This is a genomic window from Rhizobium sp. Rhizsp82 (genome assembly GCF_047325115.1).
Taxonomy (GTDB): Bacteria; Pseudomonadota; Alphaproteobacteria; order Rhizobiales; family Rhizobiaceae; genus Rhizobium.
Map to the genome: position 1 here is coordinate 25,546 of NZ_CP168569.1, position 14,133 is coordinate 39,678.

General features: G+C 57.6%; 10 protein-coding genes. 7 read left to right on the forward strand and 3 right to left on the reverse strand.

What is annotated here, in order from left to right:
- Position 1: 1 nt before the first annotated feature.
- Positions 2–3,508 (forward strand): AAA family ATPase, encoded by a 3,507-nt coding sequence (locus ACEN84_RS00165; protein ID WP_413708812.1) that lies wholly within the window; start codon positions 2–4, stop codon positions 3,506–3,508.
- 649 nt (positions 3,509–4,157) lie between these two features.
- Here the strand turns inward: ACEN84_RS00165 and ACEN84_RS00170 are convergent.
- Complete coding sequence (locus ACEN84_RS00170) at positions 4,158–4,535, reverse strand: hypothetical protein (RefSeq protein WP_413708813.1); 378 nt, start codon at positions 4,533–4,535, stop codon at positions 4,158–4,160.
- 2,332 nt (positions 4,536–6,867) lie between these two features.
- Here ACEN84_RS00170 and ACEN84_RS00175 point away from each other — a divergent pair.
- The 3 genes from ACEN84_RS00175 to ACEN84_RS00185 all read left to right on the forward strand — a co-directional run bounded on the left by ACEN84_RS00175 (position 6,868) and on the right by ACEN84_RS00185 (position 9,095).
- Positions 6,868–7,065 (forward strand): hypothetical protein, encoded by a 198-nt coding sequence (locus ACEN84_RS00175; protein ID WP_413708814.1) that lies wholly within the window; start codon positions 6,868–6,870, stop codon positions 7,063–7,065.
- 644 nt (positions 7,066–7,709) lie between these two features.
- Positions 7,710–8,696 carry a DUF1932 domain-containing protein gene (locus tag ACEN84_RS00180; protein WP_413709004.1) on the forward strand — a complete coding sequence of 329 codons (987 nt, stop codon included), beginning with the start codon at positions 7,710–7,712 and terminating at the stop codon, positions 8,694–8,696.
- A 141-nt stretch (positions 8,697–8,837) separates the two neighbouring features.
- Positions 8,838–9,095 (forward strand): hypothetical protein, encoded by a 258-nt coding sequence (locus ACEN84_RS00185; RefSeq protein WP_112719025.1) that lies wholly within the window; start codon positions 8,838–8,840, stop codon positions 9,093–9,095.
- Between the two features lie 284 nt (positions 9,096–9,379).
- Here ACEN84_RS00185 and ACEN84_RS00190 read toward each other — a convergent pair whose 3' ends face one another.
- Together ACEN84_RS00190 and ACEN84_RS00195 are read right to left on the reverse strand one after the other, a co-directional pair.
- Positions 9,380–9,571 carry a CsbD family protein gene (locus tag ACEN84_RS00190; RefSeq protein ID WP_112719024.1) on the reverse strand — a complete coding sequence of 64 codons (192 nt, stop codon included), beginning with the start codon at positions 9,569–9,571 and terminating at the stop codon, positions 9,380–9,382.
- 355 nt (positions 9,572–9,926) lie between these two features.
- A complete protein-coding gene (locus tag ACEN84_RS00195; RefSeq protein ID WP_413708815.1) occupies positions 9,927–10,415 on the reverse strand; it encodes a cupin in 489 nt (162 codons plus the stop codon).
- Between the two features lie 169 nt (positions 10,416–10,584).
- On the opposite strand from ACEN84_RS00195, the gene ACEN84_RS00200 reads away from it, so the two are divergent.
- From ACEN84_RS00200 to ACEN84_RS00210, 3 genes are all read left to right on the forward strand, one after another.
- The gene (locus ACEN84_RS00200) at positions 10,585–11,400 is read left to right on the forward strand and encodes an SDR family oxidoreductase (RefSeq protein WP_413708816.1); all 816 of its coding nucleotides are present in this window, start codon (positions 10,585–10,587) and stop codon (positions 11,398–11,400) included.
- Complete coding sequence (locus ACEN84_RS00205) at positions 11,400–13,181, forward strand: glycoside hydrolase family 15 protein (protein ID WP_413708817.1); 1,782 nt, start codon at positions 11,400–11,402, stop codon at positions 13,179–13,181. The genes ACEN84_RS00200 and ACEN84_RS00205 overlap by 1 nt, the downstream gene beginning before the upstream one ends.
- A 392-nt stretch (positions 13,182–13,573) precedes the next feature.
- Positions 13,574–13,771: a hypothetical protein gene (locus ACEN84_RS00210; RefSeq protein WP_112719020.1), complete on the forward strand. Its 198-nt coding sequence runs from the start codon at positions 13,574–13,576 to the stop codon at positions 13,769–13,771.
- Positions 13,772–14,133 lie beyond the last annotated feature (362 nt).

Consider the following 14,133-nt stretch of genomic DNA (forward strand, 5'->3'; position numbering starts at 1 on the left):
CATGCGGATCAATCGTCTCGACCTGACGCGCTACGGAAAATTCACGGACGCTGTTGTTGATTTCGGGCAACCTCCGGTCGGGTCGCCCGACCTGCATGTCGTTTACGGCCCTAACGAGGCAGGCAAGTCGACGACTTTCAATGCGATCCTCGATCTCGTTTTCGGGATCGGACACAGCACCAAATATGGATTTTTACATCCTTATCCAGCAATGAGATTAGGCGGCAACCTGCTTGTCGCTGGACGGGATCGTGAGTTCGTCCGGGTCAAGCGCTTGCAAAATAGCCTGCTGGACGGCGATGAGCGGACTGTTGCGGAAACCGAGATCATGGCTGATCTCGGTGGGATCGATCGCGCTGCGTTCTCGACGATGTTCTCGCTCGACGAAGAAACCCTCAAAAGCGGCGGCGAGAGCATCCTGGCCAGCAAGGGCGATCTCGGGCAGCTGCTTTTTTCTGCAAGCGCGGGTCTTTCAGATCTCAGTCGACGGCTCGGCGAAATCCGGGGCGAAGCCGATCGGTTTTATAAGCTACGGGCTCGCAACACGGAACTCGGAGAGCTCAGGTCGCGTCTCGCGGACCTTAAGGTGAAGCGTGACGAACTCGATCTTCAGGCAACTGACTTCACGCGAATGAGGATCGAACTTGCGGCGCATGAGGAACGATACCAGAAGGCGGTTGATCAACAGTCGGCAATCCAACGGCGGTCAAACGAGATAAACCGCATCCTGCGAGCTCTTCCAACGATGGCGCGGCTGTCACTTTACCGGGAAGAACTGCGGGCGACGATTGCTGTACCGGAGCCCCCAGGCTCATGGAAGAATGAGCTCTCGGCCATTCGCAAGGAAAGCATCGAACTGCGGGTTAAGATTGACGCCGTTGCGCATTCGATCGCCACCATCGAGAGCGAGATCGAGAGGGTTGCCGATCCATCGGAGGTTCTCGCCTTCGCAGGTAGGGGGGAGGAGCTCCTCAAGACACTGGAGCCACGCTATGTCACGGCGGTGGTCGACATTCCCAAATTGAAAGGGCGGATCGCAGACCTTTCAGTTGACGCGCTGCTTCTCCAGCTTGGGCAGCCGGGAGAGAAGAACCCGGCTCGCCTGATTCTTGACGCGACCACAGTCGGCAGAGTGAGGGGCCTCATCAACGCGAGGTCGGGCGTCGATGCGCGGTTGGAAGCCGCCAGCAAAGAGCTCGCCCGAACCAATCGCGCTCTTGCAGAGGAGGGCGGAGCCTACGAGCGCCTAGTTGAATACAGGCAGCCAGAACGCCGCAGAGCGTTCGAGGCGTTAGCCGCGACCGTCAACGCGATGGAGACGCTCGACGACGAAACATCGCTTCGGCTTCTGACGCGGCGCAGACAAGCCGCTGAGGCCAGCGTGCTGGAAAGCATGGCCCAGCTCGTGCCGTGGCGAGGCACGTCGGCTGAGCTGGCTGCGATCCCGGTTCCGTTGGCGACCACCGTCGAAAAATGGAAAGCTACATATGCAAACTGCCGCGATTCTGAAAAGTCCGCGGCCTCGGACAGAGATAGATTGCAATCCGAACTCGCCCGTATGGATGCCGAAATCGCGGATATTCGGGAACGTTCCGGAAAAATCGACGAGACGTCGGCGATCGCCAGCCGTGCTGCGCGCGATGAAGCATGGCTATTGCATCGACAGACGTTAACGATCGAGACCGCGCTCGACTTCGAACGCACCATGAGGGCCGACGACCAGGCCGTGTCGGCGCGTCTTCTGCATTTCGCCGATAGCGGAATGCTGGCGCAACTCAGCCTCACGCGCGCTGTCGCCGTCGCAGAGCTTCAGTCCGCGGACCAGCGCCTTTCAGACGCGCGCTCTGCGCTGGCAGCGTTGACTTCGGAGATGCTCACCAGTTTCTCGGGTGTGGCGGCGGCCCAGCTCCTCGTGCGTGACCCAAACGAACTTCAAGAATGGCTCCGTCGCCGGACAACGGCTCTGGCAGCCCGCGACGACTTGGGTTCGATCGACCAGGAGATTGCGGATGTCCGAGATCGATCTGTCTCGGCGAAGCTGCGCGTAACAGCAGCGCTCAAAGCCGCCGGCATCAAGGCCGTCGATGTTGACGATACCGTCTCACTCATCGCGCTGGCCGAACGTGAGCTTGATCGGTTCAATTCGGCGATGGATCAAGCCGACCGGCTTGAACGCCTCAATGCTGACCGCAACGAGCGGACAAAGCTTCTGGCCGAAGCGCAAAGCGACGATGCCGAGTGGAACGCTAGGTGGGCGGAACTATGCGCTGGTTGCTGGCTCAAGGATCAACAATCTGTTCCGGATGTCGACGCCGTCAACGTGATCATACCGATCCTGGAAAAGCTGTCGTCGGCGGTCGAAATGAAAGAGAGCCTGGTAGACCGTGTTCAGAAGATGGAGCAGGACGCCATTGTCTTCGAGCAGACGGTCTTTGCTCTGTGTTCGGGCCTCGGTATCGACCGGTCGGGATCGCTCGGCGATATGACGCGGGCAATCGGAGAAAAGATCAAAATCGCCGAGCGGGACCGGGATCGGGTCGAGAAGCTTGAAGAAGCACTCGATCAGGCGCGGGAGCAGGAGAAACAGCTGTTGGTGACCCGACAGGTTCTTTCCGCTCGCACTGGCGAGATGACGGCATTCTTCGGCTGCACCACCATTGATGAGGTGGAAGCGCAGATTGATCTTTGCTTGAAGCGGCAGGCAGTCCGCGCGGCCATTGATGGCCTTGAGCGCGAGCTCCTGGAGATCACCGGCGTCCAGGACATTCTCGAGGTTGAACACCAACTTTCGCTTGCCGACAGGAATGCGCTTGAGGTCGAGCTGGAGGGCATGAAGCCGCTTCTTGCACACCACGAGCAGGCGTGCCGAGATGCGTTTCACGAGCTCTCCACCATCCGCAAGGCATTGGACGCGGTCGGAGGCGATGCAGCGGCCGCTCAGATCGAGGAACGGCGTCGGACCACGCTGCTGGATATTGAAGAGCGGGCAGAGAGATATCTCGAGCTGAGGATCGGTGTCGTTGCTGCCGAACAGGCGCTCAGGCTTTACAGGGATCGTCATCGGAGCGGGATGATGTCCAGAGCGTCGGAAGCGTTCCGGACCATCAGCCGCGGCGCCTATTCCGGGGTAGCCGCGCAGCCCGGCAAAGATGGGGAAGTGTTGATGGCTCTATCAGCGAGCGGCGGATCTCTGTCGGCAGACGCGCTGTCGCGGGGAGCACGGTTTCAGCTTTACCTGGCATTGCGAGTGGCTGGATACCACGAATTCGTGACGGAGCGGCCCGGCGTCCCGTTCATCGCCGATGACATCATGGAGACGTTCGACGACTTTCGGGCGGAAGAAGCCTTCAGGCTGTTTGCCGGGATGGCGCAACAAGGCCAGGTGATCTACCTCACGCATCACAGACACCTAATCGACATTGCGAAAAAGGTGTGTCCATCGGTACGGGTACATGATTTCGACCAGATCCAGCGGCAGGCAATAGTGAGCGGAATAGCGGCGGAATAAGATATTAACGCAGCTATCCCTTTTGCTCGTGCGGTACGATGACCTTTTCGGTCTGTTCCCGATCACGCCTCTGTCTCGGCGGCTATAAGGCTGGTTTTAATTGGCTCTCTTGAATTGGGGAGATCATGCCATCCGCACGGAGGCGGCATTGCGGACTGGCGAGCCGTCCTGGTTATGAAGAGTACGCTTGGACCCGATTGTCGGCCGGCTCGTTGCAGGCCTGGGATTGACGCCACGTCGGTGACAAGGAAGCGGACATGCGCGATTGGCCGTGTGTTCGTCCCCTGTCGGTTTCGATCCCACAGGCTTCCTGCCGCGGGCTAGCTGTTCGGATTAACAACCTCGGACACAGGCTCCTTCGCGGCCTCACCTGGTTTTGCGATAACGACATAGGCCCCCGCTATTGCGAGCGCTGCTGCGAAAATAATCGCGACGAAGATGTACATATGGTGGCGAGCTTTGCTACCCGAGGACATGTGATCTCTCTCTAAAGACGACCGAGAGAACGCTCATACGACGACTTGAGTTCCCGGTGCTTGCGAAAGATATCAACCGGGGATGCCTGGTCGCATGCCTCGGAGTTGAAGGCGCGACCATCATAATGAACGGTGCTGCAGATATGGTGGGGGCGCTTCACGCCTAAACATCTTCAGTGTGCTGCTCTAACGGGGCTTTCCGCGGTTCGAGTTCGAGCGGTCTGCCGAAGCAAAAGGATCGCCTCACCATATATCTCCCGGCGGCGCGCTTCCCGCATTGCCACCAACCGAGTCCGGGTCGCAGGCGAACGATGATCGTCCGGTCTCCGCACTGCCAGTTCCTCGTTTTCGACGAGATCGGCCAAGATATTGCGCATCACACCATTGAGTTCACGCAGTTCGCGCATCTCCGACAGCACCGGAGACGTATGGAGCCTCCGGGCGATTGCGGCGTCGATCGACTTTTCCGTCAGCCGCGTTTTCGCGAGCAGATATCGAGCGGCCAGAGTGGCAACGAGCGTGATGACCGCGGCTGAGATGATGACAAGCATGACGTGGCTCCTGACCCCACTTACATCGTGCTCGCACGGGCATTGTTCAATGCCTGATCGGCATAGAACTGAAAGAGGCTTGAATGGAGGCTGCTGCCCATAGTTTCGCGGCCAAAGGACTATGTACCGGCCGAGCTACCCTGCGATCGGGTCACTGCAATCTTTGGCGGACCGCAGCCTCGTTCTGAGCAAGTTGACCCTTGGGAGAAGCCGGAACATCCTCGCTCGCCCATATCAACACGGCCAAAGCCGCGACCGACAGATAGCCAAGCTTGTGTGTCAGGACACTGCGCGCGGCTTGCGAGCGCGTGCAGCAAGTTCTCGTAATCGAGTTCATTCGTCTCGCCCATTGGTGGTTTCCGCGGAGCCTAAGGCCTTGGTTGAGCCGAGCCAATCCCCAGAAATGGGCTACCGAGCTCTACATTTGCGCGGCGTTGCCAGCCGCCGCCCCGCGTCAGCGACCGGATCCCGACAGGCTGTCGTCAAGCTAGAACCCCGGCAGATCCCTGTATTGCCCAGGCGCCTCCAGATACAGTGGGCAGCTACAGCGGCCAGGATTGGCGCTCGATGCGGGCAGGAGAAGAGATGTAATCTACGACAATGGCGGCAAACGCTCGAGCGCTTCGGTCGACGGCCCGGCGGGATTAGGGCGGGAGTGGCATCAACAGCAAAACGACTGTGGCATTCGATTGGATTTCAGTGATGTAGCTCATTGGCTCCCTCATGACATGGGGAGTAAGCCCCTTGATCGCCCGCAAGGGTTGGTGCAATACCGTCGACGTTGGATAGCTTAGGAGTTTCGGAATGCCCGATGAACCCTTCGAAAAGCTCAAGGACTATATGTACACCCTGATCATCGTTGCCGTTATCTTCTTGGTGATTGCGGCCGCAGGTGGAACACCCATAGGGTTTGGGCCGCGATGAGGCCAAAGGGTCATTGCCCATGACATAGGCTTCTTGATTACGGCTTTGGCCTCGATGATCGCGTGTGCGTTTGGCCACCAAGTTGTGTGTGAGTCCCTCCTGCAGGCCACTATGACGGATCTATATTGAGCCACCTTGAGGCTATCGCGGGATTGCCGCGACATGGAGAGCACGATAGCGTCGCGGCGATGTAAACCCGGCCGCCATTATCCCGTCGGATATCCGCGTTCGCGACGATATGCTGTGCCTGCTTGGGTCAGCTTGCAGCGGGGACGTAGCCCAAGCGAACCCTCCCGCTGAATGAGGCCTGCCCTCTCGGCGAGGATGACCGTTTTGATGCCGACGTTATGCGGGAGGGGGCGAAACGCTACGTCACTCATCGAATTCAACAGCAACATAAGACGAACAGAAGAGTTGATCTGTATTCCCGGCATGCGAGGGTCCAATTCACCTCGCTGAAACGACACCGCTGAAAAGTTGTTCCGGAGGGATTGTTCAAAACCGTACAGAAGCGGATTTTCCCTCTTATCGCGAATAGGAGGAAGATCTGCATTCCCATCATCACAAAGGTTAAAAGCTTTGTGCGGCAGTGGACAGGAAAAATTGCGCTATCAAGTAGCAACTGCCACCAACAGCGACGTTCTGGAAAGATGAGCTACACGACAGACTTCACATGGCCATTGTGTATGCCGGGTCCGTTTCTTCGTCTACAGGTTCAGTTAGCACGACCTCCTCTGGAAGCGGTGTCATACCCGTGCGGATCTCATCCGCATGCCACCACATCGCGTCGCGGGGCATGCGCGCCCGACGAAGAGGCTCCATTTCCGTGAAAATGAATCGGCGCCTGTAAGCGATGGGGCTTTCGGCAATGTAAAACGGCTTCATGCGCTCTTGTCCAAGGAACCATGGCTTCTTTAGGAAGCGTTCCGGCTCGTCGGTCAAAAGCGGAGCCGGTCCTAGCCTCCACCTACGGCAGAGGTGTTCCCCAATAGCTCCCACCAGCGCGTCAAAACGCTGGTCACCTGTTAAATCGGGTGTATCAACGAGCCGCTCTCGTCTCCGGCGACTTGAGGGATCAATGTAAAAACCGTCAAGAAAACTGGCAAGGTGGTATCGAAACTCGCTACCCGTCTCAAGGTGCGAGTGGACGGCCGCGGCCAGCGATCCCGGTCGGACTCGCTGCATTGGCGCCATTGTGTTCATCTACCAAACCCCTGATCTTCGCGCTCATTCGCGAGGCGACGGTGGGAACGACGATTCCCAGAATGTCAGGATAGCACTGCTTTTCACAACCACGCCATAGGATCACGGCGATCCTGCGCGTCCAAGTCTGGTGGCAGTTGCTACCTAATTGCGGAAAATCGAGGAGACTGTCGGAACTAGACAATAGCGGGACCGTTCGTCCCTTTTGAGCAAAGGAGGAAGAGAACCAGCCGAGACCGGAAAAGGAAAAGACGCTAGCCACGGCCTGATGGAACAGGTAGCAAAGGAGGAAAAGGACGTCGAGGCGCGGAAAGGATCCGACCTTTCCAAAGGTGCAGATCGGGTCGAGGAACGATCCCGAAGCTCCGACGGAAGAGGGGCCGGTGAGAAGCAGGGTTTTTGAACCGGGCTTTGTATGGCTAAAGGGGCATATCAACAGTTTGAACGTCCTCCGAACTGGAGAGTGCGCGCGATTGATTGTTCTTGATGGGATTTAGGCTACACGCCCGTAGCGCTGTCGCAGATTTTTGACTTACTCGACGCGTCTCGAACGTGGTTTAAGCTGCTTGTTGTTCAACGGACAAGCAGGCCAATCCCCAATAAAACGGGCGATGCCGACACTTGGTCGAGAAGCGATCGCACCTGCTGGGTTACGTTACCAGCTTCGGTGGTCTTCTCAAGAAATGCCGCGATCGTCATATTGCGCCATGCCCTCGTTTTCAGATGACCCACCGCTTGCATTCCCAAAATGAGAATGGCGATGATCCAAAATCAAGTGCAAATCATCGCATGCGATGCGGGTTGAGATCCCTGGCCGTCATTCATCGCAAATAACTGAACGTGTTCAATAGCTTTCGATTTCGCAGATGGTTGATCGCTTACAACTACCAAGTGACGGTCATCGTTGCTGGCTATCTCGGCAAAGGTAACTTGCATCGGCGCTTGTCGCCTCTAGTTCCGACTTCAATATCAGAAAGGCAAATGTTAATGTCAAAAATCGCTGTGATCGGAATGGGAGCTATGGGTAGCGCTGTCGCGGAAGCCCTTATGTCCTCCGGAGCGGAGATCAGTACTACCTTGGAAGGCCGCAGTTCAGCGACACGGGATCGGGCTGCGGTTGCTGGCATCCGTGAGGAAGACCTGATGTCGTTGGTCGACGCCGATATCATCTTGTCGATTGTCCCGCCGTCTCAGGCTTTAGCGGTGGCCGACAAGGTCGCGACGGCGGTTCGCTCTTCCAAATCTTCTACGACATTCGTTGACTGCAATGCCGTTTCTCCACAAACGATGGAAAAGGTCTCTGAAGTCTTTAAGGACACTGCTGCGACAGTTCTCGACGCCTGCATTATCGGTGGTCCGCCACAGGCAGGCAAACCCGGCCCCCGCTTCTATATCAGTGGAGATGCAAGAGAGACCGTAGCGGTTCTTACCGAATTCGGCTTGGATGCGCGTCTTCTTGAGCGCGACGTCGGTGCCGCATCGGCACTCAAGATGTGCTACGCCGGTATCAACAAAGGCCTGATTGGCCTCGGCACCGCGATGTTGTTGGCAGCCGCTCGGAATGGAGCTGACAAAGCCCTGATGGCGGAGCTATCCGAAAGTCAGCGGCAGCTGGTCGAGAAGCTCGGTCACGGCATTCCTGACATGTATCCCAAAGCGTACCGTTGGGTTGCGGAAATGAACGAAATTGGCGCGTTTCTGGGAGCGGATGAGCCAGCTGCCGAAATATTCGCAGGAATGGCAGGTGTCTTCCAGCAAGTGGCGGACGACCAGGCCGGCAACAACGGTCTGACGGCCGTTTTGAGCGGCATGTTAGCCCAGCGACCCGAAGGAAGCCTCAACCGATACGATGCCTTGAGCAATGGCAACTTTGACGAAGGCAGTAGAGGTCTGGAGCCGGTCCCAAGCGCTCGCGAAAGTCACGACGAAATCGAATTGGAGGCCGAACTGGAGGAGGGGCTCGAGGATAGCTTCCCTGCCAGTGATCCGGTATCGGCGACCGTGACGAGCATACCGGGGACGACGAAGAGATAGAGGCTGCAGCTTTCGCTGGGCTGCGCCAGCTTGGTGCGTGTCCTGCTTCTAAGAACGCGGTTGGAACAAAGTAGTGGTCGGTAGATTTAACCTGCGCGGCTGCTGCGGGGGTCGCGTCCATGAAGTGGAGGGAATTTCGGAATGCATCTGGTGCGGACAAATGTTGCCAGGACGACAGAGGCGACTGTCACGGTGGAGTTTCATGGGGAGGGCAACGAGCTTGTGGCTGTCCGCATGTCAGCCGACAGCGTTTCCAGCGATGACGACGCTATAGCGTTCGCTGCGCAGATGTTGGAAGACTTGCGTATTGCTGCGACCACGCCCGGACCAGCAACGACCCGCGAGGGAGCAAGCATCGATGAAATGCTTGCTGCCGAGGAAGCGATGAAGTCCAGCTGATTGCAGCGATGGAAGATCGCTCATCAGCATTTCACATCTGTCTAGAAAACCGTCCTGCTGTAAGTGAGGGCCGCACCTCCGACAAAGCAGGGGCCTCAAAAGTCTGCCTGCATGTGTTCTGAAGATATCTGCCTGTCTGCTACACGCTGTGGGTTCCATGGCATGGGCTTACGAAGACGGGAGTCAGGACGGAGATCTGGCACTAGAATCTAGGGAAGCGCGGCTTTGAGAGCCGGCCCGCTGGGGTAGCACTACCAGCGGACCACCAGGTCCTGCCGAAGGCGTTATGCCTTATCGACGACCTTCTTAACTGCGTCCTTAGCCTGGCCTTTCGCCTGCTGAGCGTCGCCCTTGGCTTCTTGCGCCATGCCCTTTGCCTTCATATCACGGTCATCGGTTGCATCGCCCACGCTTTGGCGGGCTTTGCCAGCCAGTTCATTGGCTTTACCGGAAACCTTGTCAGCTGTGCTTCCCATCGGAATACTCCTCTCGAGAGACTTGATTGCCTCGAAGGGGTGAACCTCTGTGTGATTAGTTCGTTCCGCCGCGACCGCCTGATTGTGCCTTGAGCGATATCGCTATCGGCGTCACGATGGGCAGGCCTGGCTTGACCTTTCGCAACCGGAGGCCGAGCTTGTCCGACCGCTGCCGGCTGGCAGCCTCGCCGTAGAGCTGGTTCGTCAATGCCGTGACATGTTGGGACCACACACCTAGGAGGCGCGGGCGCACAGCAAGCGTGTGCCCTCCCCAGATCCTCGAAGGACATTGCGCCACTTACTGGGAATTGCCAAAGCGTCGAACCGCGCGATCAGGCATGGGCAAAGGAAAAAATTATCGCCAAAACTCTTTCAAGCCACCGGTCGCGCCAACGACCGGATCGTTGCCTGGTATTGAAAGCGACGAAATGATCGCAAGCAGCTCGGCGCTCGGTGCCTGCGTCTGGATATCTGCCTGCTGGCGCGGAGGGTAAGCGCCGACAATCTCGAAGTCGCTTGATGCCTCTATTTTCTTGTGGCCCGTTCCTGCTGGTAGAAGAAGGCAATCTCCCGTCGCGAGTTCGATGATTTCGCCACCAGGTCCGCCGAGTTGAAGCTTGGCTGTACCGCGCCCCACGCCCAACGCCTCATGCGCTCCCGAGTGGTAATGATGATAATCGAACACGCCATCGCGCCAGATACCGGTCCAGCCGTTCTCCTCGAATGCCTCCTCGAAATCCGACGAGGTGGCATCGAAAATTGCCTGGCGGTAGATCAGGACTGGGAAGCGTGCGTTGTTTGGGACCCAGTCACTTGGTTTAAAAGATTTGTGCTCGATGTTCATAGGAGTTGGCCCGTTAAGGATAGGGCGGCGGCGACGGCCGCAGCCCGCATTCGACCAACCACCGAAAGCAGAAACAGTTCCGATTAAGTGCCCTTTCTGCGTTGGCTCGGGAACAACTTCCTATCACGGAGCTTTTGATCTTTCCTTCATGAAAAAGGGTAGATGATCAATGGCTTCCGCCGACCAGTTTAATATGCAGAACCCGCTCACGCAGTATCCTCAGCCAAAATTTCCAGAGCAACCACAGCCAGTACCCGGCTTGGCGAGCAAGATGCAGCCTGTGCCCGATCACGGTGAAACATCCTATAAGGGTACCGGTCGACTGAATGGTCGCAAAGCACTCGTGACTGGTGGCGACTCCGGGATCGGGCGGGCAGCCGCGATTGCCTTCGCCCGTGAGGGAGCCGACGTCGTCATAAACTATCTGCCTGAAGAACAGAGCGACGCGGAGGAGGTGATCACGCTCATTGAGGCGGAAGGCCGGAAGGCAGTCGCGATCCCTGGCGATCTCAAAAGCGAAGCGTTCTGCAAAAAGCTTGTTGAGACAGCGAATGACGAGCTGGGCGGTCTCGATCTCCTGGTCAATGTGGCTGGTCGCCAGAAAGCCATCGCCGACATTTCGCAGCTGACAACCGAACAATTTGATGAAACCTTCAAGACGAATGTCTATGCCCTGTTCTGGATATGCAAGGCGGCTGTCCCGCTCATGCCTGAAGGCGTCGCGTTCAGCAAGGCACTGTCCAAGCAGGTTCTGCCAAAGGGGATCCGCGTGAACATCGTGGCACCTGGTCCATTCTGGACGCCGCTGCAGACATCCGGAGGCCAAACGCAGGACGTCATCACGGAGTTCGGCAGCGAGGTCCCGATGAAACGTCCCGGTCAGCCAGCCGAATGTGCGCCAATCTACGTTTTCCTGGCCTCCCAGGAATCGAGCTACATCACGGGCGAGAGCTTTGGCGTGACCGGCGGCAATACGCTACCCTGATGCTGCGAACCCTCGTTCCAGTCAGGATCGACGGCTATCTCCCACTGGAGCACTACGCTGCAGTGGGAGATGGTCGCTCAGTTGCCCTTGTCGGCGCTGACGGCGCCATTGACTGGTGGTGCGCCCCCGACATGGATTGCCCGCCGCTGTTCAACCGTCTGCATGATTCAGCGGGCGGTCAATTCACCATCACGCCGACCGCAGAGTTTCACATCGAGCGGCAATACCGGCAAGACAGCAATGTTCTGGAAACCATCTTCATCACCGACACCGGGTCTGCCCGGTTGACCGAGTCCCTGAACAGCGGTGTCGCTGGACGGCTGCCATGGTGCGAACTGGCTCGTCGCATTGAAGGTTTGAGGGGTTCTGTCGAATTCAAAATTACGCTGGAGCCGACATGCGCTGAGCGGCAGGTAAGGCGCGCCGATCATCCGAACGCAGCAATACGGTATATCGGGGATTTGACCACAACCTTCTGTCACGATGATAAGGTTGGTATCATCGTCGATGAGGATCAGCGAACACTTGCCTGCCACACGACGTCAGCCGGCTCGTCGACATGTGTTGCCTTTCTCGTGGCCGATCAAGCTCCTCTTGCCATACCAAACCTCAAGGATATCGACCGTCGGATTGACCTTAGCGATGACGAGTGGCGAAGGTGGTCCAGTGAGTTGGCCTATGACGGCCCATTCAAAGGCGATCTCGTGCGCTGTGCGCTATCCCTGAAATTTCTCGTCTATTCCAAGACTGGGGCCATCGCTGCAGCCGCGACGTCTGGACTTCCTGAGCGGCTTGGCGGCGTCAAAAACTATGATTACCGATATGCGTGGGTGCGGGATGCTGCCTATACGATCAAGGCTTTGCTGCGTGCGGGATCACTTGAGGAGCCCATCGGTGCTTTTGGCTGGTTGGTCCGTACCATATCTGACGATGGCCCGGTACCGAAGGTCGTCTACACATTGACGGGCGAGGCAGTGCCTGACGAGCGAACGGTCGCCGTCCCCGGTTACAAGGCGTCATCGCCTGTCAGGGTGGGCAATAGGGCCAGAACACAGACACAGCTCAGCTGTTACGGCGATGTCCTGGAAACCGCTACCCTGTTTGCAAAATGTGGCCATGTCCTTGATCCTCAGGCAGCCGGGCTTATGGCAGGCTTGGCGGATCAATGCGTGACACGGTGGCGCGAGCAGGACTGCGGTATTTGGGAGCTTGAGGACCAGCAACACTACACCTTTTCCAAAATTGGCTGCTGGCTGGCGCTGAAGAACGCGGCCTGGCTCGCCAGGGAAGGGCATATCAGGGGTGACGCTGATCGCTGGCTTGGCGTGAGCGATCAAATACGCAAATGGATCGACGAGAACTGCTGGTCCAGCGAGAAGCAGGCATACACATTTTTTGCCGGGACCGATCGGCTCGACGCGGCGCTCTTGCTGACAACCCGTTTCGGTTTCGAGCACGACAACCGCCTCAAGAGTACCCGGGCCGCAATCGAACGAGAGCTGGCTGTCGGTCCGCTGGTTTACCGCTACAGCGGCGCTGCGAAGGAGGAGGGGACTTTTGTCGCCTGCTCATGCTGGCTTGTCGAAGCATATGCCTTCTTAGGTGAGGTCGATCATGCCGAGCTATTGCTCAAGCGCTTGCTCGAAAGGCTTGGAAATAATTTCGGCATTCTGAACGAAGAGATCGATCCGGCGACCGGCTCGGGGCTTGGAAACCTGCCTCAGGGCCTCAGCCACCTTGCACTGCTACATGCCATCTATTCCATTGAGGAAAATCGATGACCAATGCAAGCCGGCTTTGCGGCGGCAAACTGTTGGCTGCGCATCTGCTAGCATCAAAGCTTCGATGACGGTCCGGATTGGTAGGCGACGCATCGAGCTTGTCACCGTTGATTTCCTCAACACGCCTGACGAAGCCACCAACCCAGTCACCTAAAGCTACCAGAGGTCCGAAAAACACCTCGGATCTGCTCCGCTGAGTCCTAGCGCATCCGCAGGCTGGCCGTGGCGTTCCTTGCTCTCAGCATGCACACCTTTCCGCCGTGAAGATTGTTCCATTGGGGGCTTAAGCCAAAGGGCCTAGGTGATTTCGCGCGCCTTCAATTGGATATTGACGGCGCACCAGGCGGCACTTGGGCGGCCTGGCAAGCGGAAGGTAACGGACCGGGTAGCTCATGGCATCAGAACGTGGCGGCATCCGCGATCATATTCTGAAGACGATCGACACGATGGAACATCTTGGCACGTCGGAGGAATATGTTGTGCGCAAGCAATTCAACAGGATGATTGGGGACCAATATGAGGCGCTGATCGCGCTCAGCGCCTCCGAGTTACGCGACATGGCCGGCGACCAGGCGTCCGACGATCTTTGAGGCGCCTGGTGAAACGGCTGATCGTATCTGAGGCTCTGACCACCCTGATCGTGCTGACATTGCTGATCGGGTTCGTCTTTTATGACCGTTCAAACCCGGCGGGTTTCCTGAATGTCTGGTAGGACAACTGCGCTAGCGGACGGCTGTAAAGCCAGGGAGCGCTCTCTCAGGCTGCTTTGGCTGCTCTTTGATGTCGAGGACGTCAAGGAAGGCAGGGAATGTGACGGTCTTCCCTGTCGCGTGCGACTTCGTCGCCGCGTGGCTCTCAGACAGGCGCCTGGCATCCGGCCAGCACCTTAACCTTATCTGATAAGCTTACCAGACAGATCAGTTTGACGACCGGCGCTGCAGTTGCTTGGTTT

Coding starts and splice junctions, on each gene's coding strand:
- ACEN84_RS00165 (WP_413708812.1), top strand. CDS start 2: ATGCGGATCAATCGTCTCGACCTGACGCGCTACGGAAAATTCACGGAC.
- ACEN84_RS00205 (WP_413708817.1), top strand. CDS start 11,400: ATGCTGCGAACCCTCGTTCCAGTCAGGATCGACGGCTATCTCCCACTG.
- ACEN84_RS00190 (WP_112719024.1), bottom strand. CDS start 9,571: ATGGGAAGCACAGCTGACAAGGTTTCCGGTAAAGCCAATGAACTGGCT.
- ACEN84_RS00180 (WP_413709004.1), top strand. CDS start 7,710: ATGTCCTCCGGAGCGGAGATCAGTACTACCTTGGAAGGCCGCAGTTCA.
- ACEN84_RS00210 (WP_112719020.1), top strand. CDS start 13,574: ATGGCATCAGAACGTGGCGGCATCCGCGATCATATTCTGAAGACGATC.
- ACEN84_RS00200 (WP_413708816.1), top strand. CDS start 10,585: ATGGCTTCCGCCGACCAGTTTAATATGCAGAACCCGCTCACGCAGTAT.
- ACEN84_RS00170 (WP_413708813.1), bottom strand. CDS start 4,535: ATGCTTGTCATCATCTCAGCCGCGGTCATCACGCTCGTTGCCACTCTG.
- ACEN84_RS00185 (WP_112719025.1), top strand. CDS start 8,838: ATGCATCTGGTGCGGACAAATGTTGCCAGGACGACAGAGGCGACTGTC.
- ACEN84_RS00195 (WP_413708815.1), bottom strand. CDS start 10,415: ATGAACATCGAGCACAAATCTTTTAAACCAAGTGACTGGGTCCCAAAC.